Origin of the sequence: Paenibacillus dendrobii, assembly GCF_009807035.1 — a bacterium.
GTDB classification, from domain to species: Bacteria; Bacillota; Bacilli; order Paenibacillales; family Paenibacillaceae; genus Paenibacillus_AQ; species Paenibacillus_AQ dendrobii.
Map to the genome: position 1 here is coordinate 908,957 of NZ_WUBI01000002.1, position 25,433 is coordinate 934,389.

The window sequence follows — 25,433 nt, forward strand, 5'->3', positions numbered from 1 at the left end:
AACAATTTTCAGTTGCGTGAATTCCTTGCCTATAGTAGTGCATGCAGCACAAAATTGGCGACAAACAAGACAGCGATGCCATAGAGCACCGGTGATACCTCGCTGCCTTGTCCCCGTGCGAGCTTAACGATGGGATAGGCGATGAATCCGAAAGCCATGCCATCCACAATACTGTATGTGAAGGGAATCATGACCATGATCAAAAATGCAGGAAAAGCTTCCGTCAAATCACTGAAATCCATTTCCTTTACATTTTGCACCATCAGTCCACCGATCACGATCAGTATGGGAGCAATAGCGCTATCCGGAATATAAGCAAGCAGCGGGATGAAGAAGAACGTGGCTCCGAACAACACCGCTGATACCAGTGAAGTCAAACCTGTCCGTCCTCCAGCCGCGATCCCCGCGGTTGTCTCTGCTGCAGCCACGACCGGACTGCTGCCGAAGATGCCGGCAAAGATATTGGTGACGGACAAAGCCCGTAAGCTTCCCTTGAAATTCTCAGGACGGCCGATCATACGGGTCTGCGCGGCGATCAATCCGATATTCTCAAACACGACGATCAGCAGCAGCAGGAATACGGCAATCCAGAATACCAGGCTGCCGATGCCCGACCAGGATAAGTGTCCGAATATGGAACCGTATTGTTTGAAAACATGGCCGGATTCCATCTGTTGAGCCGGTTTCACGGCTCCAAGCACGTAGGCCAGTCCCGTACCTGCGAGAATACTGATCAACAACCCACCCTGAATCCCGCGGATAAACAACACCAGCGCAAGCAGCAGCGTGATGCAGGACACGATCACGGCAGGATCACTGAAATGGCCAATGGTAACAAAGGTGGTCTGATGCGCGATGACGATTTCGCTCTTTTGCAGCCCAATGAAGGTCAAAAACAAGCCGATCCCGACGGTAATTCCATGCTGGAGATTTTGCGGTATGGCCTCACTGATGATGCGATACAATGACGTAAACGTAACGATCGTAAATAGCACACCGGTAACGGCTACGACCATCAGAGCCTCCTGCCAGCCCAAATTCATGGAATGCACCAGCGTATAGGTGAAGAATGCGTTGATTCCCATGCCAGGTACAACCACGATCGGCGATTTGCCGCCGAACGCCATCAGTAAGCATCCTACGATGGAAGTCAATATCGTACCGATCATAGCCGCTTTCAGCGGCATTCCTGCATCATGAAGGATATTTGCGTTGACCATGACTATATAAACAACGGAAAAATAGGAAACCGCTCCGGCAATAAGCTCCTTTTTCCAATTATCTCCCGGTCTGAGTCCGAGACCTTTCTGCCAAAAACCTGATTTCAAAGAAATCCTCCTCTAACTCATTACCACCAAATAAGCACAGCTAACGCCTCAAGCTGAACCGAAACAAAAAGGCGTGACCGCCGTTAGATACGGCCATTCACGCCATATGATTGTACCACATTTCAACTCTAGGCAGTGCTGTTATTTATACTTCGATGCCCGCCTTTTTCAGCAGATCCTTCACGGCCACGCTGACCATGATCAGGCCGACTACAGGCGGAACGTAAGCGTTGCTGGCCGGAGGCTGCTTGGCTTTACGGATAGCAGGAGCATTTTCGGGTACGATTTTTTCCGTTACGTCCACGCGCGGCTTCATCGGCTCTTCCGTCGAGAATACGACTTTCACGCCTTTTTTGATGCCCTCCTTGCGGAGCTTCGTGCGAATGACCCGGGCAATCGGATCGACGGTCGTTTTGGAAATATCGGCAACCTGAAAACGGGTCGGGTCCATCTTGTTGGCAGCACCCATGCTGGAGATCATCGGAATTTTACGCTTAAGGCATTCCTTGATCAGATGGATCTTGTAAGAGACGGTATCGGACGCGTCAAGCACGTAATCCAGATCAAATTTAAAAAGCTCCTCATACGTTTCTTCGGTATAAAACATATTCAGCGCGATGGCTTCGCATTCGGGATTGATCAGCTTGACCCGCTCGACCATCAGATCGGCTTTCTTCTGTCCGACGGTTGTGGTAAGCGCATGAATCTGACGGTTAATGTTCGTGATATCCACGACATCCTTGTCAATCAGGATCAGCTTGCCGACACCCGTGCGGGCGAGGGCCTCCACCGCAATGGAGCCCACACCGCCGATACCGAGCACAGCCACCGTGCTGTTCTTCATCGCTTCCAGACCTTCCGGTCCTATCGCGAGTTCCGTACGGGAAAACTGGTTGAGCATAATGTATGGAGGCCTCCCTTTATTTTAGGCATTCACTTTTTTATCTTCAGGTTTTTTAGCCAATTTAATATGAAGCTGGTCAAGCTGCGATGCATCGACCGGAGACGGAGCATCCATCAGCAGATCCGTTGCGCTGGCCGTTTTCGGGAATGCGATGGTCTCACGCAGGTTGGTGCGTCCGGCCAGGAGCATAACGAGACGGTCAAGCCCAAATGCAATGCCGCCATGCGGAGGTGTGCCGTATTCGAAAGCGTCCAGCAGGTGGCCGAATTTGTCTTTCGCTTCCTCTGGCGACAAGCCAAGGGCTGCAAACATTTTTTCCTGCATGTCACGTTTGTAAATCCGCATGGAACCGCCGCCTACTTCGTAGCCATTCAGTACGATATCGTAAGCCTGAGCCAGAATTTGGCTCGGATCCGTATCGAACAGATGCTGATCTTCATCACGCGGACGGGTGAACGGATGGTGCAGAGCGACATAACGTTTCTCATCCTCATCCCACTCGAGCAGCGGGAAGTCGACAACCCAGGCGAATTTGAACTCATTTTCGTTGATGAGGCCCAGTTGTTTACCGATTTTCAGACGCAGTGCGCCAAGAACGTCGGCCACAACCTTTTTATTGTCAGCGGAGAAGAGCAGCAGGTCGCCTTCTTCGGCTCCAGTGCGTTCTCTCAGCGCTTCGATTTCTTCAGGCGTAAAGAACTTCACGATCGGCCCTTTGAATTCGCCTTCCTTCACTTGGATCCAAGCCAATCCCTTAGCGCCGTAACGGGCCGCAAACGGACCCAAATCGTCGATTTCCTTGCGGCTCCATGTTCCGCAGCCTTTGGCGTTCAGCACTTTGACCTCTCCGCCTTTTTCGACGACGGAAGCAAACACTTTGACACCGCTGGATGCAACCAGGTCGCTGACTTGGATCAATTCAAGCCCGAAACGAAGGTCCGGTTTATCAGAACCGTATTTGTCCATTGCATCGGCATAAGTCAGGCGTTGGAACGGCAGTGGAATGTCGACATTGACCGTTTCTTTGAACAGGCGGGCCACCAGCTTTTCCATCATGCCCAGCAGCTCGTCTTGGCTCAAAAAGGAGGTCTCGATGTCGACTTGTGTAAATTCCGGCTGGCGGTCAGCGCGCAGGTCTTCGTCACGGAAGCAGCGAGCGATTTGGAAATAACGTTCGAGGCCGCCCACCATCAGCAGCTGTTTGTACTGCTGAGGAGATTGCGGCAAAGCGAAAAACTCGCCGTCATGCACGCGGCTTGGCACGAGATAATCGCGTGCGCCTTCAGGGGAGCTTTTCGTCAGGATCGGTGTTTCCACTTCGATGAAGCCTTCGCCGTCCAGGAAGTCACGGAACACTTTAGACGCTTTGGAACGAAGCAGTAGAGTCTTCTGCATTTCCGGGCGGCGCAGGTCCAAGTAACGGTATTTCAGGCGAAGAGATTCGTCCACTTCCACGCCATCTTCGATGAAGAATGGAGGCGTCTTGGCCGCGTTCAGCACTTCGATCTCGGTAATTTGCACTTCGATCTGGCCAGTCGGCAGATTCGGATTGATCGTCTCGGCATCGCGCTGTACGACTTTACCGGAAACGGATAGCACATATTCACTACGAACTTTATCGGCAATGGCCAAAGCTTCACCGGAGTAAGCAGGGTTGAATACAACCTGTACGATGCCGCTTCGGTCGCGCAGATCGATAAACAATACGCCTCCAAGGTCGCGGCGGGTTTGTACCCAGCCGTTCAGTGTTACGGTTTCTCCAATATGGCCTGTGGTCAGGCTTCCGCATTGATGAGTCCTATGCATGTTTCTCATACCCCTTTTCTATGATTTATGCCTTTTCGGCGAATTCCCTTAATTTTGCCGCCAGCTCGCTGAGCTTCACGGTCTGCTGTTCACCTGTTGCCATGGATTTCAGAGCAATTTCGCCCCGCTCCAGCTCATCGTCACCTAGGATTGCCGTCACCTTGGCATTAAACCGGTCTGCGGACTTCATTTGGGCTTTCATTTTTCTCCCCAGATAGTCGCGTTCTGCCGATAGGCCGTCTTTGCGGACAAGATACAGCTGCTTCGTGATCTCACGATCAGCGGCTTCGCCCAAAGCAACAAAATACACATCCAGCGGTTTGACCGCATTCAGGTCGATTTCTTGTTTATCCAGAATGAGCAGGATGCGTTCGAGACCCAGCCCAAGTCCGATACCCGGCTGCTCGGGTCCCCCGATTTCGCTGACAAGGCCGTTATAACGTCCCCCGCCACCAATCGTGTCGATAGCACCAATGCCTTGCGCCTTATACTCAAACGCAGTATGCGTGTAATAATCGAGACCGCGCACGAGGCGGTGATTCACGACAAAGTCCACGTCCATATCCGTGAGGTATTTTTTCACCTGCTCGAAGTGATTCGTGCATTCCTCGTCCAGGCTGTCCAGAATCGAAGGTGCATTCGTAAACTTGTCCTGATCGACTTTGCAGTCAAGTACGCGCATCGGATTGCGCTCCATGCGGGACTGGCAGTCTTTGCACAAGCTGTCTTTCATCGGAGTCAGGAATTCCAGCAGCTTCTCGCGGTATGCCGCGCGGCTCTCGGGATTGCCGACGGAGTTGATCTCCACCTTAACGCCCTGCAGCCCAAGTTCCTTGCAGAATTGATAGCCAAGTGAAACCACTTCTGCGTCAATTGCCGGATCTACCGCACCGAAAGCCTCTACACCAAACTGGTGAAACTGGCGGTAACGTCCTGCCTGAGGACGTTCATAACGGAACATGGGTCCGATATAATACAGCTTGCTGACATCAGGCTCTCCGTACAGCTTGTTCTCCACGTAGGAACGTACAACGCCTGCGGTCCCTTCCGGACGGAGGGTCATGCTGCGGTCGCCTTTATCCTTAAACGAATACATTTCTTTCTCGACGATATCCGTCGTTTCGCCAACGCCTCGTTCAAACAGTTCCGTCTGTTCAAATAGCGGAGTACGAATTTCACGGTAATTGAAACGCCGGCACAAGTCTCTGGCTTTTTCTTCAACAAACTGCCACTTCTCCACCACACCCGGCAAAAAATCCTGTGTACCTGTCGGTTTTTGGTAAGCCATAGTTCTACCCCCATCCAAAATTAATCTCTTCTGTATGCAAAAGCTTTACCTATCAAAGCATGGGTTTACATATCAGGATATAACAAAAAATCCCCCGCCCTGCTGCTTTAACAAGCAAACAGGGACGAGAGATTGTACTTGATCAATCACCCGTGGTGCCACCCACATTCCGGATACCCGCAAACTCTCCGTGCATCCGCTTCATACGATTAACGCCCGTTCCGCGCAGAACGTCTACTAACAGCCCTCCTGCCAAAAGGAGATTTGCCTGTTTTCGCCGCCTGTTCTCGGGGAAGTCATTCATCCGGTCATCCATAGAATCCTTCCAGCCTAAGGGATTCCTCTCTGCATGGTGGGGCACGGACTACTTGGTCCCGTCATCGAATCAAATTTAGATTATTTTTAGATTGTAATGAACTGCTACACTAAAGTCAAGTGGCAGACAAAAGAAAAACCTACAATACGGATTGTAGGTCAAAAGGTTTTATATTAAAAAAGGGGGTCATGCTGTTATTATAAACAGGCTATATTAAGGGATGATGAAACTAATATTACAGTTATATTACAAACGGGAAAGCGCTTTATTAATGCGGGTAAGAAAAAGCTCTCCAAGTACGTTTTGCACGCTCTTGGAAAGCTCTCTAAACATCAGTCGAAAATTTCGACGTAACCGCCATTGTTGCGCAGCTTGTTCAACACGTTCGAATAGTCCCCGTCCTGTACTTTGCAAGATAGAACATATTCCAGGTCTTGATAGTCTTTCGGATCGGCATTTGCATCGGTAACACCAAGCAGCGTCTCATCCCCGTTCACCCCGCGGCGCGTTACGCGTTCCTCCGGCGGGGTGTCTTCACTTTGTTGATATATGTCGTTCTCGTCATTCTCAACCGGAACTACCGGTGCTGCATATCCCATCCCCGGCACGCCTGCAGCGCCGATCGCACCGCCAGTATTCATATTGCCTACCATATTTACGGTAGCAATCGGCAGCAGGATATGTCTGTTTCCATCCAGCGTCGTTCCTAAACGGCTGACCTCAAGATGTTCGGTTTGGGTCCCGATTAATTGGGTCTTCGCGCTCTCCGCGTCATCCTCGGTCTTGAAGTAAGCTTGAATTTGCTTTGTCATGATCATTACCTCCTCAAATTTGGGGTTTTTGCCAAATCCTTTTCACATAATGAATCATTGGCTCAGCTTCAAAACACTCCTCCATGATGGATTACAGCACTTTAAGAAGTTCCCGGACAAAGGCCGGTTCGTCTTTGGGAGTCCGTGAAGTAATGTAGTTGCCGTCTACGACAACTTCTTCATCCTTGAATTCCGCTCCTGCGTTGACCATATCGTCCTGAAGCGGCGGATACGAAGTGATTGTCCGGCCCTTCAGCAGATCGGCGCTCGCAAGAATTTGCGGACCGTGGCAAATCGCCGCGACCGGCTTTTTCGAGCTGTTCATTTCTTTTACGAATGTCAGTATGTCAGGATCCAGACGCAGATTCTCCGGAGATGAACCGCCGGGAATAACGACTGCATCGTATTCGGCAGCATTAACCTCGGAAATCGATTTTTCAGCGGTGTAAGTTGCCTCGCCGTTTTTGCCCTTCAATGTTTCGCCTTTCTGGAGGCCGATGATATCCGTTTTATGACCTGCTTTGTTCACTTCATCATAGGGTACCTTCATTTCTGAATCTTCAAATGCGTTAGCCAGTAAAAAAGCAACTTTACTCATGGATTTCGATCTCCTTTCAGGTTGTTGTCCACGCTTTGTTATTACCCCAATGATCTCCCTTTATAACAGTAGCCGCAAAAACTTAGACCTTCTTCGCCCCATTCTTGAGGGACAAGAAAAACGTCTCGACGTCTATTGAATTATTAATTTGTATAATCTCAAAAAAAAGAGGCTCCCCAAAAGGGAAGCCTGCAATTCTAGTCGATGACGGCAAAATGTTCTACCGCATTTGATGAGGAGTTCCCTTCCCCTTGCTGTATCCGTTCCATAAGGGAAAGGGAATTTCGCCCGTCCGTTCCAGCTTTACAGCCTCCTTGACGGATTCAAGCGGCATATATGAGATCTGTTTCAGTGCAAACGCATGGGAGGATTGACGCATAAAATGACGGCTCCTTCGGCTGAAAACTAGTGTAGCTCATATGAACAGCATTCCCGCCAGAATGCTTTTCTATGCCGTCGTTTTGCTGTCAATCATCAAAGTGACCGGTCCCCAATTGGTAAATGTTACATCCATCATTTCTCCAAACCGTCCTGTGGCCACCTCTAGTCCCTTCGCAGTCAACTCTTGGTTGAAGCATTCGTACAGAGCAAGCGCTGCATCGGGTTTGGCTGCAGCCATGAAATTAGGCCGTTTGCCCTTGCGGCAGTCTCCGTATAACGTAAATTGGGAAACGGACAATACCGCTCCACCCACATCCGTGACGCTGAAATTCATTTTGCCTTCACTATCCTCAAAAATACGCAATCCAGCCACTTTGTCGGCCAGATACTTCGCATCCTTTTCCGTATCATCATGAGTGACACCCACCAGTACCATCAACCCTTGGCTGATTTGGCCTGTGATTTCCCCATGCACGGTAACCTTCGCTTCCTTGCAACGTTGAACGACAACTCTCATGCTGATGTGCTACGCTCCTTCTTACTGTATAATCCGATGCACGGTATACACATCTTTTACGCGCTTGATCCGTTCCACGACAGAATGCAGATGATCCGTGTTGCGGATCAGGATCGTCATATGAATGAGCGCCATTTTATTCTTATCCGAACGCCCTGTAACGGCTGACATATTCGTTTTGCTCTCCGATACGGCCTGAAGAACCTCATTCAGTAGACCATTGCGGTCATGGCCGGTAATTTCAATATCGACACTATAGTTCGCTTCGATCTCGGTTTCCCATTCCACCTCAATCACGCGCGCAGCTTCCTCGCCTTCATCTGAGGTCGGCAGATTCGGACAATCGGCCCGGTGGACGGAAACGCCGCGTCCTCGGGTCACATATCCCACGATATCATCCCCGGGTACGGGATTGCAGCAGCGGGCAAAGCGGACAAGCAGATTGTCGATGCCTTTGACGCGAACGCCATTGGTTGGACGCGACTTTTTCTCGGAAGGAAGCTTAATTTCCTTTTTCTCCGACGTCAATTCAAGCAAGCTCGCCTCTTCCTGCTCTTTGCGGAGACGCTCGGTTAGACGCGTACAGATTTGGGCTGCCGTAATCCCGCCGAAACCAATGCCCGACAACATATCGTCCACATCATTAAAGGCAAACTTCTTGGCTACCTCCAGCAGCTTATCATCCGTGGTCCATTCGGAAGGATCAAGTCCGCGTCCCTTGAGCTCACGCTCGACCATATCACGGCCTTTCTCCACATTTTCTTCCCGTTTCTCCTTCTTGAACCACTGTTTGATTTTACTTCTCGCATGGGAAGATTGGGCAATTTTCAGCCAGTCCCCACTTGGGCCATAAGAATGCTTGGAGGTCAGAATCTCGACGATATCACCCGTTTTGAGGCGGTGATCCAGCGGTACGATCCTGCCGTTAACCTTCGCCCCGATCGTCCGGTTGCCGACCTCCGTATGAATGCGGTACGCAAAATCCAGAGGAACGGAGCCTGACGGAAGTTCAACAACTTCCCCCTTCGGCGTAAAGACAAAGACAAGATCGGAGAAAAAGTCCATCTTGAGCGATTCCACAAATTCCGATGCATCCTTCGCTTCATGCTGCAGCTCCAGAATTTCACGAAAAAAGGTCATTTTATTCTCGAAATTGCCGCCTGGAGACGTACCTTCTTTATATGCCCAGTGGGCTGCGATCCCGTATTCGGCGGTACGATGCATTTCCGAGGTTCGGATTTGCACTTCCGTCGGTTCCCCGTTCGGTCCTACCACCGTCGTATGCAGCGATTGATACATATTCGCCTTTGGCATGGCAATATAATCTTTGAATCGCCCCGGCATGGGTTTCCAAAGGGTATGGATAATGCCCAGCGTAGCATAGCAGTCCTTAATGTTGTCCACAATAATGCGGATGGCAATCAGATCGTAAATTTCATTGAACTGCTTGTTCTTCGTTGTCATCTTATTAAAAACGCTGTAAATATGCTTTGGTCGGCCTGACAAATCACCCTCAATGCCCATTTCATCCAGCTTCTCGCGGATACGGGATATGACGATATCGACAAACTGCTCGCGTTCAGCGCGTTTTTTATGAATCAAATTGGCAATACGGTAATACTGCTGAGGATTCAAGTAACGAAGCGAAAGATCTTCCATTTCGCTCTTAATGGCAGAAATACCAAGCCGATCTGCAATCGGACAGAAAATCTCCAGCGTTTCATAAGCAATTCGCCGCTGACTTTCCTCTGACTGGTATTTCAATGTACGCATATTATGAAGCCGGTCGGCCAGCTTGATCACGATCACACGAATGTCCTGCGCCATGGCGATGAACATTTTGCGATAGTTTTCATTTTGTTGCTCTTCCTTGGAACGGAACTGGATGCGCTCCAGCTTGGTCAGCCCGTCAACGAGCATCGCGCAGGCATTTCCGAACTTCTCGCGTATTTCCTCCAGCGATACAGTTGTATCCTCAACGACGTCATGCAGCAACGCGGCAACGATTGATGTCGTATCCATCATCAGGTTCACGACAATATCTGCAACCGCAAGCGGATGCAGAATATAAGGTTCACCGGATTTGCGGACCTGGCCGTGATGGGCTTGATCCGCGAAATGATAAGCTTCCCGGATGCGTTCCAAATCTGGCTCTTTTATATAGGCCCCAGCCTTTTCAAGTAATCGCTCTATGCCCATTCTAGTCGTTTCCGTTTCCCTTCTATATGAAATAGAACCCGCCGACGTTCCATCTTTAGCAGGTTCATTGTTCAAACGAGATTTTATATAATTATGACGCTTGAAAGGCTCTACGTCAATATTTCTTGCCAGGATCAGGAAGCGCTGACGGCAACAAACTTCACTTTTTGGCAATTCCCGAACATTTATTAAAAAAATGATTGAAAAATGTCGGTTTCTTGGCTAATCTAGATTGAATGCAATTTTCGATACGAAAAATATTCGATTTGGGAGTGAGCTCATTGCAACGCGAAATTCAAGTAAATGAAAGGCTTCCGCTAGGTCCGGGGTTCCTTCTCAGCCTGCAGCATCTGTTCGCCATGTTCGGCAGTACGGTGCTGGTGCCTAACTTGTTCCATGTAGACCCTGGAATGATTTTGCTCATGAACGGAATCGGAACACTTATCTACATTCTCATTTGTCGCGGAAAAATCCCCGCATATCTCGGTTCAAGTTTCGCCTTCATTGCCCCCGTGCAAATGGTTCTGCTTGATAATACGGACAATTACCCTCTTGCTCTCGGAGCCTTCATCGTTACCGGCGTTATCTTCATCGCCATCGGGCTCACCGTACAATATGCAGGAACCAAATGGATCGACGTCGTATTCCCTCCGGCAGCCATGGGTGCCATCGTAGCAACGATCGGGCTCGAACTCGTACCTACCGCGGCCGGTATGGCCGGTATCATCCCGCAGGATGGCGCTTCCGCAGATTGGTTTAATCCCAATGCGGTCATTCTCTCGATGACCACGCTTGGCGTAACCGTGATCGGAGCCGTTCTTTTCCGGGGTTTCCCGAAAATCATTCACATCCTCATCGGGATCGTGACTGGATACGTGATCGCTTACTTTATGCCGGGCATGATTGATAAGGGAGCTATAGCAAGTGCTCATTTCTTGACTGTACCAACCATAACGACTCCTAAATTTGACTTGAACGCCATTCTAACCATCATTCCCGTATCCCTCGTCGTTATTGTCGAACATATCGGGCATTTGCTTGTCACCAGCAACATTGTCGGCAAGGATCTCTCCAAAGATCCCGGCCTGAACCGCTCGCTGCTGGGCAATGGTATTTCAACCATTATTTCCGGGTTCGTCGGATCGACACCAAACACGACCTATGGTGAAAATATCGGCGTCATGGCGCTTACCAAGGTATACTCCGTGTTCGTGATCGGCGGAGCGGCTGTTATCGCCATCATATTATCCTTCTCGGGCACCTTCTCCTCCATTATCTCGAACATTCCGGTTCCGGTCATGGGCGGCGTATCCCTGCTATTGTTCGGCGTCATTGCCGCATCGGGTCTGCGGATATTCGTTGAGCAGAAGGTCGATTTCTCGAAAGCGACCAATATGATCCTGGCCACGATCATTCTCGTCGTAGGTATCAGCGGCGTGCAGCTCGATTTAGGCAACGTGCATTTGAAAGGTATGGCGCTGGCCACGATCGTCGGTATGGTGCTGAGCCTGTTCTTCAAACTGATCGAGGTGCTCGGGCTCTCCAACGAAAAGAACGATGAGCTCGTCGAAAAAATTCCTGACTGATCTCAAATCAAATAAAGAGCCGGACAAGCCCCTGTCAGGGAGCGCTGCCGGCTCTTTTTTTATGAACAACTTCTGCTGCAAGCGATTATGTTGATGAATGATACCGTACACTGAGACCCACCTCAAAAGTCCGGTTCCACGGCATATAGCAATCCGTAATTTCAACTTGCCCTTGAGGACCGTTAATCCGTTTATCCAGTTCTTCGGCAATCTGCTGCTTCACCAAACGGGAAACCTCTCCCCGCCGGCCATCCAGCTCAAATTTGCTGAACCCCATGGCTTCAACCTCGCCTTGATTCAGTCCCATGCGGACAACCGAACAATAACAGAGATCCTCGGCGTAACGCAACGAAAGGAAATCCAAGTGCTGCGCCGTCCTGCCATAATGCAAATATAACATGGATTGGGCTATCACGGTTCCCAGGGAGTTCGAGCTGGTATTCCAGCCGGCGTATCCGGCAAGCTCAAACAGCATCTCTTTTTGCTTCAGCAGCTTTACGAGCTTCCGGTCTGCACCGTTGGCGTATCCAACATCGGCAACGGCTACCGGTTTCCCTTTATGGACCAGCGTGTAGTTCCCATACTCCACCAGCTCGATGATATTGCGGTACACATCATAGCTCAAAAACGGATGCTCCTGTGAATCAGCTTCCATCATGGTCTCGCCCGGCGTGTTCACCAGCAGAACGAGATCTGCCTCTTCCGCCGAAGCTGCGATCAGCCCCCCTGCGGCCAGGATTTGATATTTCAGGCTCTCATAGAAAAAGCGATCCTCGTATAGCGGGGTTACAAACGGTCCCTGCACCGCAGCCATCCGCGGATAGACCAGCGGAATCCTGCCCTTTCCGTCATTGATCATGCGGGCTAAAAGCGTGCAGCCTGCTTCGTCCGCCCCTGGATACATATAAGTTTTCAGCTCAAGATCAAGTTCAGATATCATGGCCCTCACCCTTTGCTGATCCTTGGCCGTATGGCCAAACGGTGCCGAATCATCCTGCGGGAAAATCATAAAATCAATCCAACCTTCGGTGACCCATCCGAGCACATCTTGAATGACATCAATATTGACGGATCTGCGAAGCATGTAGTCATCCATGATTTCAGACGGAAGCCTTCGCCCGATCTCTTCCAGTTCCTCTAAATCTTCCGCGGATGCAATCCCCAGCTCCCGCTTGTGGCCGATATACCCTTGCCGGAAAATCTCCCGGCCCCAATCGGCATAGTAATCCGGTTCCTCATCCGCAATCGAATATTGCGGGCATCGCATAATGAGCTGAAAAGCAAAGATTTTGAGGTTCGGATTCCGTTCTTTCAAGCTCCGAAGTTTCTGAAGACGCTCGGCCACTTGCGAATGCTCCATACTGTGCAGCCTCGACGGGATAATGCCGCCGTACAGTAATGTATCGAGCGCAATGATTGCCCCGTCCGCATCCGCCGCCTGTTCCTCCAGCCAGCTCCACAGTTTGTGCGTATCGCCAGGCCTCTTTTTAAGGCCCATCATCTCTATCGGCGGTCGCACCAGTTCTATTTCCGTCCCCTGCGCAAGCAGATAAGGAAATTCGTAATTGCACGGCCTCTCATCGAGCGGAACGAAAGCGATTTTCCCCAGCTTCCCCATCGTTGTCAGCTCTCCTTTTTAAACATGCTTAAATTCGTTATAAACTTGTTCATTGCGACCGCTTGGGCTGTCTATCACCATGTATGCGGCTGTTAGGGCATTATCCTTTTACCGCCCCTGCGATGCCCTCCATATAGTAGCGTTGGGTGAACAGGAACACGATAATAATCGGCAGCACCGAAATCATCGTACCCGCGGCGATCCAGCCGAAGTTATAGGAGAATTGCCCGTTCAAAAAGGTCAGCGCTGCGGCAAGCGGATACTTTTGCGGGTCGTCCAGCACGACAATCGGCCACAGAAAATTATTCCAGAAGGACATCATTTCAAGCAGCGAAATGACGGCTATGGCCGGCTTTACGAGCGGGAGCACGAGTTGCCACCATATCCTAAATTCCGATGCCCCATCCATTTTGCCCGAGTCCCGGACATCTGGCGGTATACCGAGGAAGGTCTGGCGCATTAGGAAGATGTTAAATACGGATACGGCAGACGGCAGCACCACGCCCAGAAAGGAGCCCGTCAGATGCAGCCACTGAATGGTTAAGTAATGCACGATCATGGCTGTGGAAGAGGGAATGATCATCGTCGCGATCAGCAGCGTGAATACCAGATTTCGTCCTTTGAACCGGAAAGTCGCCAGCGGATATGCCGTCAACGCAGCCAGAATGACGTTAAAAACCACACCCATAACCGTGATAACCACCGTATTATAGATATATTTTGGAAAATTCATAAACTGCCATACTTTAACGTAGTTGTCGAAATCAATAAACGTCGGGAGAATGGCCGGCGGATTAGCGAACACGTTTTTGCCTGGCATCAGCGACACGCTGAGCAGCCACAAGAACGGTCCCATCATAAACAGGGCCAGGGCCAGCAGCAGCACATAGCCGATCGTCAGCCGAATGCCTGCAGCCATTTTTCGGGATCGATGGGTCGCTGTCATCAATATGGATTGACACCGCCTTTCTGATTAAACCGGAATACCAGCACGCTGAGGATACCAATAAGGATGCTGACGATCAGCCCCAGCGCCGAGGCGTAACCGAAATTAAACTGCTCCAGGCCCTTTTGAAAAATATACACGCTGGAGGTCAGAGTTGAGGTGCCCGGGCCGCCCTTCGTCAAGATATAGACCTCGTCGAAGACTCGAATGGCTCCCATCAGCGAGATCAAAGTGCAAAACAGGATGTGCGGCCGCAGCAGCGGAATCGTAATGCTCCATATCACGCGCCAGCGGCTGGCACCATCCACTCGGGCTGCTTCGTATAAGTCCGAAGGAATGCCCTGCAGACCTGCCAGATACAGCATCATGTAGTAGCCGAGTCCCTTCCACATCGTAATGAACATCAGAACGAACAAGGCTGTACTGCTCGTCGACAGCCAGGCGATCTGTTCGTTGATCAAACCGAGCTTGAGCAAGAAAAAATTCACGACCCCATTGCTGCTGAGCAGCCAACTCCAGATCAGGGCGACGGCCACCATGGACGTCACGACAGGAATGTAATATGCTGTCCGAAATATTTTCACTCCGGGAATTTTGCCGTTGACCAATATAGCCATCAGGATCGAAAAGATCTGGATGATCGGCACAATGATGACATACAGAAGCGAATTCCATAAGGATATTAAGAAGTTCTTATCATGAAATGCCGTGACGAAGTTATCAAAGCCAATGTAGTGCGTCTCGGAAATAACGGAATAATCGGTAAAAGATAGTGGAATCCCGTAGATGATCGGCCAAAACACAAACACGGCAATGAGAGCGAGGCCAGGTGCCATAAAAGCCCAAGCTGTCATGGATTCTGACCATCTCCATCTCTTCATGCTCTGCTCACCGTCCTATTCGAGGATCCTGCAACGGGGAAACGCAGCCGCAGGATCTGATTATCGATGCAATCGCACTCCCGCTTGGTCTCAAAGAGCGCAAGCTACTTTTTCACAACCTGGTTGACTTCCTGCTCCATCGCGTCAAGCGTGGATTGGAGGTCTGCGTCATTCAACATAATCTTCTGCAGGCCTCTGGCAATGGCAGCATTGATATCCGATGCATTAGGCACGCCCACCATATAATCGACCGCTTTATCCAAACTGTTGGCAGAAGCGATCTTAGCCTGTGATTCCAGCGTATTGTCCGATTGGGTAAAGAACGGATCCTTGATCGAATCTTTCGTGGATGGCAGAGTGTTGGCCGCTTTGGAAAAGGCCGTTTGATTATCCGCATTCGTAATAAAGGCTGCAAACTCCACCGCTTCCTTCTGATGCTTGGACTTGGCAGGGACCACCACGTCCATGCTATTGGACAAACGCACATCGGCTTTGCTTGTAGGCATTGGAACCGCAATTGTATTCTTATATACATCAGGCGCGGACGTTTTCAGGAAGTTGATGAACGTGGGTCCCGCGATTTCAAAAGCAACCTGTTCGCTGGAGTAATATTGGATTTGCTTGGTAAAAGGAACATCCTCTTTCATAATGACGCCGTCCGCAATTTTCTTTTTCGTATTTTCCAGAATGGCTTTCGTTTCCGGCGTATTAAAAGCTGCAGCCGTCTTATCGTCATTCAAAATCTTGATTCCCTCTTTCGGAAACAGATTCGATACCCACTGCGTCGAGTAGCCCGTTTTTCCCGTTTTTTCCTTGATCTGCTTCGCCCATGCCACAAGTTCATCCTGTGATTTCGGCGGATTGGCTGGATCAAGACCGGCTTCCTTGACGATTTTGGTATTCATGAACAGAACCTCGGTCCCGGTGTACCATGGCAATGCATAAGCCTTACCGTCGATCACCGTTGAATTGAAAATCCCGTCAAAATAAGACTGCTTCTGCTCATCAGTCAGAAACTGGTTCAGATCCACAACCGCTCCCTTGGAACCCATTTGACTGGCAAATTCCGTATTCAGGTTAACGACATCCGGGCTGCTGCCGCTGGCAATGCTGGTCAAAAGCTTGTTGGTCACCGCATCATATGGATAGTCCTTCCACTCAACGGTCACTCCCTCATGGGTTTTCTCATAGTCCGCAATCAGCTTGTTGAAATAATCGGTAAAGGTTGGCTGAAGTGAAATCGTCCAAAATTCAAGCTTGACGGGACCGGCTTTGCTGCTTTTTGCAGAATCTGATTTCTCTCCCCCGCAGGCGCTTAACATGAAGGACAGCATTAAAACAGACAATAACGTGATTACGATTCCCTTTTTGCTCTTTTTCATTTTCTCGGCTCCCTTTACATGATTATTAAAAGATTTATCCAACGGCTGCGGTTCCATAAAACGGATTTTTCCACTTTTAAACCGCTTTCAAGGGAAATTATAGCAAATTTGAAATGAATAAAAAAGTTATTTTTCTATTTTATTATCTAACGTGGAATTTTCCTCCTTTTTCATTTCATTTCCTGCCGGTTTTCGGAATAGTGAATTTCAATATACGAAAAAGACAAATAAAAAAACACCTTCAGGTCTGAATGGACCCAAAAGTGTTTTATTTCCCGGGAAACGGAACTTCCCGTTTTATGACAATTCCTATTAATCTTCGTATGTCATCAGGGAGAATACTTCAACGCCTGGCAGTTTAGCACGACCATTCAAGGCAGACAGCTCAATCAGAAAAGCCGCTCCTACCACATTGCCGCCAAGTTGTTGAACCAGATCGACCGAGGTGGAGATCGTTCCTCCCGTCGCCAGCAAATCGTCCGCAATCAGGACATTCTGCCCCTTTTGGATGGCATCCGTATGCATCGCAAGACGATCCTTACCATACTCCAGGTCGTATCCAACCTCGATGGTTTCGTAAGGCAGCTTTCCGCTTTTGCGGATCGGTGCGAAACCAACGCCAAGCGCATAAGCAAGAGGAGCTCCTACCACAAATCCGCGTGCCTCCGGACCGGCAATGACATCAATCTTCAGAGCAGAAACCATCTTCTTAAGCTCATTGATGGCATTTTTGTACATTTCCCCGTTCTGAAGCAAAGTCGTAATATCTTTAAAGCTGATACCCGGCTGCGGAAAATCAGGTATCACCCGAATGTACTCTTTATAATCCAACATAATCTCCTCCTAAAAATTATACAAAACGGTCATGCGTTTAGCTGACGCCTTCCCATCGGGATATGATCCAGCTCGTGCACTGCGGAGTGCCTGCATACACCAAATGCTGTTCCATTTCGGCCAAACTGCCCAAATTCGTAAAATGCATGGAACTGCTGAGCTCACGCTTCGGCGGTTTAGGAATCACCACAATATCCCCGTCGCGTCGCTCAATAAACGAAAGCTCTTCAAATACATCCATCATCATAGTAACCATCCGCAAGGATGAGGAAGATTGCTGGCTAAGTCTGGCAAGTGCCTCCTGCTCCCTGATTGGCTCTGCAGCCATGCGCATCAATAAAACATACAGCAATTTAAACTGATCGCGACTCGGTATCGTCAATTGCTCTCCCTTGCTGCGGCCTGCATGGAGAAGGAACACATTCGAGAGATTCTTGAACGAAGCGAGCAGCGCATCCAGCTGTTCCGCAGAATCCGGCACATGAACCATAAATAAAGTCGTGATTTGATCTTTGCCATACATATTCGCCGCATCGTTAAATGCCGAAATTCCAGCCTTCTTATCATATACCCAAAGGGTGCAATCATTCAAATGCATTTTGGGGGAACTTTCAAGACTCGGATTGAACACGGCTGCGATATGCCTGTAGTCCAGCCGCATATGCGGAGCAACGGTATCAACCATCCGCTGTATTTCTCCCCAGGGCTCCTTGCAACCACGTAAATCAAATACCTGCGGGCCCGTGATCTTCATATCCTGCAGCATCAACTGCGGCTTTCTCGAACCGTTCCACTCATTGACGGAAATTTCCCCGAGAATATCTAGCGTCATGCCAGGTTCCAGCAGACCAGCCAATTCTCCCCGGCCAAAGGCAACAGCTTCAATCCGCGCTTCTCCCTGACGGACCACGAGCTTCAAATGTTTGCCTTCCTTCCCCATTTTTCGCAGCTCTACGAGCTGTGTGTCCCGAAAGACAAGCTTGGGAACCGGATTGGACATTCCAAAAGGAGCCAGCATCTCCATCTCGTCAATCACAGCAAGCGGTACATCGGACAATATCCACTCCCCGTCCGTCGAAGTAACGGGTATGTAGTCCTCTTCCGACATGACCTGCGCGGCGAAACGATTGAGAGCTTCCTCAAATGCCGGCAACTGCTCACGGTTTAGACTCATGCCTGCTGCCGACGGATGACCGCCGTAATGATCCATCAGCTCTTTGCAGGAAGTCAGCGCTTCGAAAATATCCAGTCCTGGAATCGATCTTGCGGACCCTTTGCACATGCCCGTTGCCGGATCGATGCCAAGGATGATAACCGGACGGTAATACCGTTCCAGAATTTTCGAAGCCACAATGCCGACTACGCCCACATTCCAGCCTTCACCTGCAATGACGATGACATCCGGAACGGCTCCATCAGTCATTTTGCATTGGAGCTGGATTAAAGCTTCCTCGACAATGGCTTCCACAACCTGTTGCCGTTCCTTATTCAGCTCATCCAGCGCATGGGATAGCTTCTGAGCCTCATCCAAATCCTCCGTGGTCAGCAGTGCTACCGCCGAACCGGCATGATCCAGTCGACCACTGGCATTGATTCTTGGAGCCATGCCAAAAGCGACATTGATGGATGTTACCGTTCCCATCTTAATCCCGCTTACCTCCATTAATGCCTGAATACCCGGAAATGCTGTGTGACGCATGCATTCGAGGCCGCGGCTGACCAAAATGCGGTTTTCTCCGGTCAAAGGCATCAAGTCAGCAATGGTTCCGATGGCTACGATTTCCGTCCATTCCACCGGCGGATCCTTCAGCACAGCCTGCGCCAATTTATAAGCTACCCCAACTCCAGCCAAGCCCTTGAAGGGATAAGGACATCCGGGTTGCTTCGGATTGATCAGAGCATAAGCATCCGGGAGCATCTCAGGCGGCTCATGGTGGTCTGTGACAATAACATCCAGCCCCAAAGAATTGGCATACGCGATCTGTTCGACTGCGCTGATGCCGGTATCTACCGTAATGACCAGGCTGACTCCCTGCTGATGCGCCCAATCCAGCGCGTGATTATGCAATCCGTAGCCTTCATTGGAGCGGTGTGGAATGTAGATATCATAGGAAGCACCCAAATGGCGCATAAAATAAATCATTAATGAAGTGCTGGAAACACCATCCGCATCGTAATCTCCGTAGATCAGGATATGCTCCTCATTTTCAATCGCCTGCCGGATGCGGGGTACTGCTTTCTCCATACCCAGCAGCAAATAGGGATCATGCAAAGCCTCTAGATTCCCATTCAGAAACATACCTGCTTCTTCGGCATTGCTGATCCCTCTTGAGGCCAGCAACGAAGCGGTCAAAGAAGAAACAGAGAGCTCCTCCGCCAAATTACGGGCCGTCTCTTCGTTTCCTTTCGGGGCTTGCCAAGTATATTTTGATTCAAACAATCGTGTTCACCTTTCTTTCCCTGCCTATCATGAGTAATATCCCATGGATGATTATTGAAGCAGTGTCGGCATTTCATTATCCGTCAGCTGATGATTGGATTTATACGGATAACCGGGATCATAAGGAACGACTTGAATATTCACGTCACTGATATGCACGAAGCGGTGCATCAGCAGTTTTTTGGCCCGTTCGGCGATCTCATTCGCTTCAAGCACGGTAATCCGAGGATTGACGCTGATTTTAAGATCAACCGTGACATAATGCCCCTGCTCTCTAGCTTTTAAATCATCGACGGTTATAATTCCATGCACCCGTTGAACGGTCTCAATGAAGCTGATCGCATCCTCCTGCTCTGCTTCCTGAACCAATGAGCCGTACACAGATTTCGTAATCAGCAGATACCCTTTTCGGGTTACAAAACAAGCAACTATCAAGGCAGAAATCGGATCCATGTACATCATGGCCTTCCACCCGAGGGAATCGCCTGCCACGGATAAGAACACCCCGACGCATACGGTTAATGATGTGTACAGACTGAAACGGTGCTCTTCAGCGTAAACCGTGTACTGACCGTCTCCCTGTTTTTTCGAATAGCGGTACTGAAACTGAAATATAGCTTCTTTGACCGCCAAAGATACGAAGATGGCAATCATTGCAAATTGATCCGGTACATGAATCTTGCCCAATGCAATTTCCCGAATGGAAGCAACCGCAATTTGCAGTCCCCCCATTAACACCAGCACCGCGAACAGGATCGCGAAGATCGGCTCGGTTCGGTGTGCACGGCTCGGCTGCTTGCTTGTCCCCCATCCTTTCACGGACGGGCGCCTCGGAATGAGCCGGTTCAGTGCAGAGACAGCATCGGAGGCGGAATACAAGGCATCGCCCAGCAAGGCCTTGCTTCCGGAGAAATAACCTACTGCGCCCTTAAACACGGCGAGCGATAAATCTCCGATCATCCCCGTCCAGCTGACGGTATCGGAAGAATGTGAACGTTGTATGCTCATGTTTGCCTCCTCTCCGGCAGTCCCAACATGCCGATTCTTTTCTGTGGAATGGATGTCATTCCTGAATGGAAGACATCCGCTTCTTCGAGATGAATGAGCCATGGATGAGTCAACACCTGGAAGGTTCATTATCAGAATGAAAGCCGCGTCGCATTAGACGCGGCTTTCACCCGTACTGCTTTATGTTACGCTTTGGAAGGCTTGACCGCTTTCCCTTTCGGTTTCTGCTTGTACTTAAGGAACAGCCACAGTGGGCTTGCAATAAAGATCGAAGAATACGCACCGAAGATAAGTCCGATCACCATCGCGAGCGAGAACATCTTGATCGACTCTCCTCCGAAGAGGAACAGGAAGAATGCTGCAATGAATACCGTAAATGCGGTATACAAGGAACGCATCAGCATTTGATTGACGCTGTGATTGAGCAGATTCGCCAAATCCTCGCGTGTCTTCTGCTTGCCGAAACGCAGGTTTTCACGTATCCGGTCAAAGATAACGATCGTATCGTTGATCGAGTAACCGATAATGGTCAGCACCGCGACGATGAAGGTCAGGCTGACTTCCAGACGGAAGATCGAGAAGATCGCCACGACCATAAATGCGTCGTGCAGCAGCGCGATGATCGCCGCCAATGCAAAGCGCCATTCAAAACGGATACTTACGTATATGATGATCCCGATACAAGAGATGAGCACGGAGTAAATCGCATTCCGTCCGAGCTCCTTCGCCATTTCCGTATCTACGGTGTTGATTTCGAAGGAAGCTGTCTTGTCCAGCTTTTGAATAGATGTTTTGAGCTGGTCATCCTGTTCCGGTGATAATACTTTCGTGAAACGAATGTTCACGCGGTTGTCACCTGGAGAAACGGTAGCATCCTTGCCGATTCCGATCTCATCGAGCAGTGGCTGCACTTCGGCTTTCGTTACGTTATGGGAAAGCTTCACGTCCACGTTCGAGCCTGCACGGAAATCAACGCTATAGTTCAAACCGAAAGCGGCAAGCGCGATGATACCCGCAATCGTAATCACGATCGAGAATATAAAGGCAGCTTTGCTCATCTTCACGAAGTTAAATTCCTTTTTAAAGTGCATTGATTTCACTCTCCTTTACCCCGAACTGCTTCGGTTTTTTAAGCAGGCCAGCCTTGACCAGCAGGCTAAGCAGGTAGTGGGTGAAATACACGTTGGTCAGAATGCTCAGTACGATTTCCACGATCAGTACGAGCGCGAAGCCTTTAACGGCGCCTGTACCAAAAGCGAACATAACCGCACCGACAATAATGGTCGTAATATTCGAATCCAGAATGGTGCGCAAGGAAGATTTGTTACCCGCTTTAACTGAAGACATGACGCTTCTGCCATTGCGAATTTCTTCCCGGATCCGTTCATTGGTAATAATATTCGCGTCGACCGCCATACCGATACCGAGAATAAACGCGGCTACGCCCGGCAGGGTCAGGGTGAAATCCGCCCATACGAATACCAGAATCAACAGCCAGGTATGAACGATAAGGCCAAAGCTTGCAATAATGCCCGGCAAACGGTACATCGCAATCATGAAGATCAAAATCACAATGGAGCCGATAATACCGGCCTGTATGGTCTTGTCCAGCGATTGTTTACCGAGTGTCGCGCCTACGCTCTGGGAGTATTTCTCCGTCAGTTTGAGCGGAAGGGCACCCAGGTTGATGGTATCGCTGATTTTCTTGGCTTCATCCAGGGAATAACCGCCAGAAATCTGTGCTTTACCATCCGTCAATTCGGCTTGAACCGTTGGATCAGACAGCATGGTTTCGTCCAGGAAAATAGCCAGAGGCTGACCGATCAGCCGTTTCGTAACATCGGCGAATTTCTTCTTGTCTTTCACTTTGATATCAATAACAGGACGATTCAGTTGGTCATAACCGACGGAAGCCCCGTTCTCGACAAAATCACTGCCGACGAGCTCCACCTTACAATATTTATCTTTATCCGGATTTGACGAGTCTGCAGCAGGCGCTTTACAGCCGTCCGCGCTGCGGAAAGTCAGCGAAGCAGGTTCCTTCATTTTCTCTCTGACTTCTTTTTCGTTCGTCACTCCCGCGATTTTGAGGCGAATCCGGTTTGTGCCCTCCGTGGTTACCTCAGGTTCGCTGGTACCTAGCGCATTGGCGCGCTTTTCCAGACTTTCTGCCGTACGTGTGAGGGACTGCTTTGTAACTTTTTGTCCCTGTTCGAGCGGAGAAGCTTCATATAATATTTCAAAGCCTCCCTTAAGATCAAGGCCTAACCGGACGCTGTCAAGCAATCCCGGCGTGGACCAGGCCATGACTCCCACCGCAACGAGCACGACGATAATAAAAGTAGCAAGTCTTTTCATGCCGTTCCTAGTTCCCCTTTCGTTCTCAATATTCCTATTATAGCCATGCGTCAAAATGCAGTCAATTTATCAATATATGTCGTTTCTATATTTTAGCTAGCTTTTCCCCCTCTACAAGCTTACCAGAAAAGGTTCCTCTCCCTTAATCGAAAGAGGAACCTTTATATGCAGATATTGTCATAAAGTTCATAAACGTCAACACCTTTAGAGAGAGAATATCGTTTACCAGCTTGTACAGCGGAGGAATCCCTTCCTTCTCGTATTTGCTGCTGACGCAGTTCCAAACGTCTTTGCTCGTGACATGTTCGTACCCCACGAGTCTGAATTCCTCCGCCTTGCTTCGGCACAAAGCCTCAATGGTAGCGTCCATCTCGCTTTCGCTCATATTCTCCGGGCTCACATGCGTAGCCTCCTCTCTGCCTGATGTCTGATAACAAGTTTAGCGTTCATAAACTACATTCGACCCAAGCGGTTCCCATTCCTTCTTTTGCCCGAAGCTTCTTGTGTAAAAAGTCGTGGTATGAATGGACGAGTAGAGCATATCCATATATACAAAAGGTCTGTCACAATTACTGCCGCAACAGAGCTTCGACACGGAAGAGGGAGTGGACATTTGAACAAGCTAACGCCTAATAAGCAGACATCCACGAAACAGACGTTTATTCAAGGTACGATGATATTGCTTGCGGCCGGAATCATCAATCGGATTTTAGGCTTTATTCCGCGGATCGCCCTGCCCCGGATCATTGGAGCTGAGGGTGTCGGAATTTACCAGCTGGGATATCCCTTTTTTCTGGTACTGGTTACCTTGATTACGGGGGGAATTCCGCTAGCCGTGGCCAAGCTCGTATCCGAAGCCGAAACGGAGAACAAACCGCAGAATTCAAGATTTGTCCTTCGTGTCAGTCTCATGCTAACGGTTGGTCTCGGCATTCTGTTCATGGCGCTCTCGCTTTGGCTCGCTCCTTGGGTCACGCGCAGCATCCTGACAGATTCGCGGGTATATTACACCTTTGTGAGCATGAGCCCTATGCTTGTCATTGTAGCCGTTTCATCCGTGTATAGGGGGTATTTTCAAGGCAAGCAGAACATGATTCCCTCCGCCGCTTCTTCCATTATGGAGACATTTGCCAGAATCGTATGCACATTATGGTTTTCGTATTTGCTGCTGCCTAAGGGGATTGCTTTTGCAGCGGCGGGGGCCATGCTGGGGGTCATGGCAGGGGAGTTCGTAGGCCTGCTGGCGCTGTTATGGCAATTCCGCAGGGATCAATCTCGCACTGCGAGAATAGAGAAGGGCGCCCGTCACGAAGCTGCAAGCCGCGGATTATTCCCGCGTTTGATGGGAATCACCGTTCCGGTTACAGCCGGTAAACTTGTAGGGTCCTTCTCTTATTTGTTTGAATCGATCATTACCGCCCAAAGCTTGGCCATCGCGGGCATCGTGACTTCTGTAGCCACAGCACAATACGGCGCGCTGCAAGGCATGATTATCCCCGTGCTGCTGCTGCCCGGCGCTCTGACTTCTTCGCTCGCGGTGTCTCTGGTTCCTTCGTTATCTGAAGCTGCGGCGCGTAAAGACCGTCTTACGATCCATAAGCGGCTGAACCAGACTATACGCCTTGCGCTCGTGACTGGTGCCCCTTTCTCCGTGATTATGTATGTTCTAGCCGAACCGCTGTGCCAGCTGCTCTACAACAACACAGACATCTCGGGAATGCTGCGCATGCTCGCCCCTTTTGCGCTATTTCTGTATGTACAGGCTCCGCTGCAGGCAACACTGCAGGCATTGGATCGTCCCGGCAGAGCCCTATTCAACACTCTGGTTGGCGCGATCATCAAGCTGTCACTGATCTGGTATCTGTCTTCCCAGCCCGAATACGGCATATATGGAGCGATTATCGCGATTATTATCAACAGTATCATCGTTACGTTCCTTCACGGATACAGCGTCAGCCGCATGTTAGCTTACCGTTTCAAGCTGCTGGATATGCTGAAGCTGCTTTGCGCAATGCTCATCATGGCAGCCGTTACCACCTACGCTTTTCGTCATCTGCCTTTTCATCAATCCAGCTGGATTCAGTTTTTCGCAGCTCTGTTTATCGGCACTGCCGGTTTCCTGATCGTTGTTTTCTCTGCAAAACTTGTTTCTCGCCGTGACATGAAAAGAATGCCTCTTATCGGCAAATGGTTTGCATCCTCCCCTGAACCGAAAAATCCGGCAGCTTAAC

The 25,433-nt window shown here is 49.8% G+C and carries 21 protein-coding genes; 2 read left to right on the forward strand and 19 right to left on the reverse strand.

What is annotated here, in order from left to right:
* Positions 1-29 precede the first annotated feature (29 nt).
* The 9 genes from GRF59_RS17855 to GRF59_RS17895 form a co-directional block, all read right to left on the reverse strand.
* Entirely contained in the window at positions 30-1,328 is a 1,299-nt protein-coding gene (locus GRF59_RS17855; RefSeq protein WP_160499031.1) for an NCS2 family permease, read from the reverse strand.
* A gap of 145 nt (positions 1,329-1,473) precedes the next feature.
* Positions 1,474-2,229, reverse strand: coding sequence for a tRNA threonylcarbamoyladenosine dehydratase (locus GRF59_RS17860; RefSeq protein ID WP_160499032.1), 756 nt, complete (start codon positions 2,227-2,229; stop codon positions 1,474-1,476).
* A gap of 24 nt (positions 2,230-2,253) precedes the next feature.
* Entirely contained in the window at positions 2,254-4,038 is a 1,785-nt protein-coding gene (aspS, locus tag GRF59_RS17865; RefSeq protein WP_160499033.1) for an aspartate--tRNA ligase, read from the reverse strand.
* 25 nt (positions 4,039-4,063) lie between these two features.
* Entirely contained in the window at positions 4,064-5,326 is a 1,263-nt protein-coding gene (hisS, locus tag GRF59_RS17870; protein WP_160499034.1) for a histidine--tRNA ligase, read from the reverse strand.
* Positions 5,327-5,974: 648 nt separating this feature from the next.
* On the reverse strand, positions 5,975-6,454 hold the full coding sequence (locus tag GRF59_RS17875; RefSeq protein ID WP_160499035.1) for a hypothetical protein: 480 nt from the start codon (positions 6,452-6,454) through the stop codon (positions 5,975-5,977).
* A 91-nt stretch (positions 6,455-6,545) separates the two neighbouring features.
* Positions 6,546-7,052: a type 1 glutamine amidotransferase domain-containing protein gene (locus GRF59_RS17880; RefSeq protein ID WP_160499036.1), complete on the reverse strand. Its 507-nt coding sequence runs from the start codon at positions 7,050-7,052 to the stop codon at positions 6,546-6,548.
* Positions 7,053-7,272: 220 nt separating this feature from the next.
* Positions 7,273-7,431 carry a hypothetical protein gene (locus tag GRF59_RS17885; RefSeq protein ID WP_160499037.1) on the reverse strand — a complete coding sequence of 53 codons (159 nt, stop codon included), beginning with the start codon at positions 7,429-7,431 and terminating at the stop codon, positions 7,273-7,275.
* A 69-nt stretch (positions 7,432-7,500) separates the two neighbouring features.
* On the reverse strand, positions 7,501-7,950 hold the full coding sequence (gene dtd, locus GRF59_RS17890; RefSeq protein ID WP_160499038.1) for a D-aminoacyl-tRNA deacylase: 450 nt from the start codon (positions 7,948-7,950) through the stop codon (positions 7,501-7,503).
* 21 nt (positions 7,951-7,971) lie between these two features.
* Positions 7,972-10,149 (reverse strand): RelA/SpoT family protein, encoded by a 2,178-nt coding sequence (locus GRF59_RS17895; RefSeq protein ID WP_160499039.1) that lies wholly within the window; start codon positions 10,147-10,149, stop codon positions 7,972-7,974.
* Positions 10,150-10,430: 281 nt separating this feature from the next.
* Between GRF59_RS17895 and uraA the strand changes: the two genes are divergently transcribed.
* A complete protein-coding gene (uraA, locus tag GRF59_RS17900) occupies positions 10,431-11,735 on the forward strand; it encodes a uracil permease (protein ID WP_160499040.1) in 1,305 nt (434 codons plus the stop codon).
* Between the two features lie 85 nt (positions 11,736-11,820).
* Here the strand turns inward: uraA and GRF59_RS17905 are convergent, their stop codons facing one another.
* From GRF59_RS17905 to GRF59_RS17950, 10 genes are all read right to left on the reverse strand, one after another.
* Positions 11,821-13,353 carry a DUF4127 family protein gene (locus tag GRF59_RS17905; protein WP_160499041.1) on the reverse strand — a complete coding sequence of 511 codons (1,533 nt, stop codon included), beginning with the start codon at positions 13,351-13,353 and terminating at the stop codon, positions 11,821-11,823.
* A 100-nt stretch (positions 13,354-13,453) separates the two neighbouring features.
* Positions 13,454-14,299 (reverse strand): carbohydrate ABC transporter permease, encoded by an 846-nt coding sequence (locus GRF59_RS17910; RefSeq protein ID WP_160499042.1) that lies wholly within the window; start codon positions 14,297-14,299, stop codon positions 13,454-13,456.
* Positions 14,299-15,153, reverse strand: coding sequence for a carbohydrate ABC transporter permease (locus GRF59_RS17915; RefSeq protein ID WP_237391868.1), 855 nt, complete (start codon positions 15,151-15,153; stop codon positions 14,299-14,301). Before GRF59_RS17915 ends, GRF59_RS17910 begins: the two co-directional genes overlap by 1 nt.
* Positions 15,154-15,284: 131 nt before the next feature.
* Positions 15,285-16,562 (reverse strand): ABC transporter substrate-binding protein, encoded by a 1,278-nt coding sequence (locus GRF59_RS17920; RefSeq protein WP_160499044.1) that lies wholly within the window; start codon positions 16,560-16,562, stop codon positions 15,285-15,287.
* 312 nt (positions 16,563-16,874) lie between these two features.
* Positions 16,875-17,393, reverse strand: a complete 519-nt coding sequence (locus GRF59_RS17925) for an adenine phosphoribosyltransferase (protein ID WP_160499045.1) — start codon at positions 17,391-17,393, stop codon at positions 16,875-16,877.
* Positions 17,394-17,433: 40 nt separating this feature from the next.
* Positions 17,434-19,836 (reverse strand): single-stranded-DNA-specific exonuclease RecJ, encoded by a 2,403-nt coding sequence (gene recJ, locus GRF59_RS17930; protein WP_160499046.1) that lies wholly within the window; start codon positions 19,834-19,836, stop codon positions 17,434-17,436.
* Between the two features lie 51 nt (positions 19,837-19,887).
* Positions 19,888-20,844, reverse strand: coding sequence for a cation diffusion facilitator family transporter (locus tag GRF59_RS17935; RefSeq protein WP_160499047.1), 957 nt, complete (start codon positions 20,842-20,844; stop codon positions 19,888-19,890).
* A gap of 185 nt (positions 20,845-21,029) precedes the next feature.
* Positions 21,030-21,935, reverse strand: coding sequence for a protein translocase subunit SecF (gene secF, locus GRF59_RS17940; RefSeq protein ID WP_160499048.1), 906 nt, complete (start codon positions 21,933-21,935; stop codon positions 21,030-21,032).
* A complete protein-coding gene (secD, locus tag GRF59_RS17945; protein WP_160499049.1) occupies positions 21,925-23,202 on the reverse strand; it encodes a protein translocase subunit SecD in 1,278 nt (425 codons plus the stop codon). The genes secF and secD overlap by 11 nt, the downstream gene beginning before the upstream one ends.
* Before the next feature lie 142 nt (positions 23,203-23,344).
* Entirely contained in the window at positions 23,345-23,587 is a 243-nt protein-coding gene (locus GRF59_RS17950) for a post-transcriptional regulator (protein ID WP_160499147.1), read from the reverse strand.
* A gap of 288 nt (positions 23,588-23,875) precedes the next feature.
* Between GRF59_RS17950 and spoVB the strand changes: the two genes are divergently transcribed.
* Entirely contained in the window at positions 23,876-25,432 is a 1,557-nt protein-coding gene (gene spoVB / locus GRF59_RS17955) for a stage V sporulation protein B (protein WP_237391905.1), read from the forward strand.
* Position 25,433: the final 1 nt, after the last annotated feature.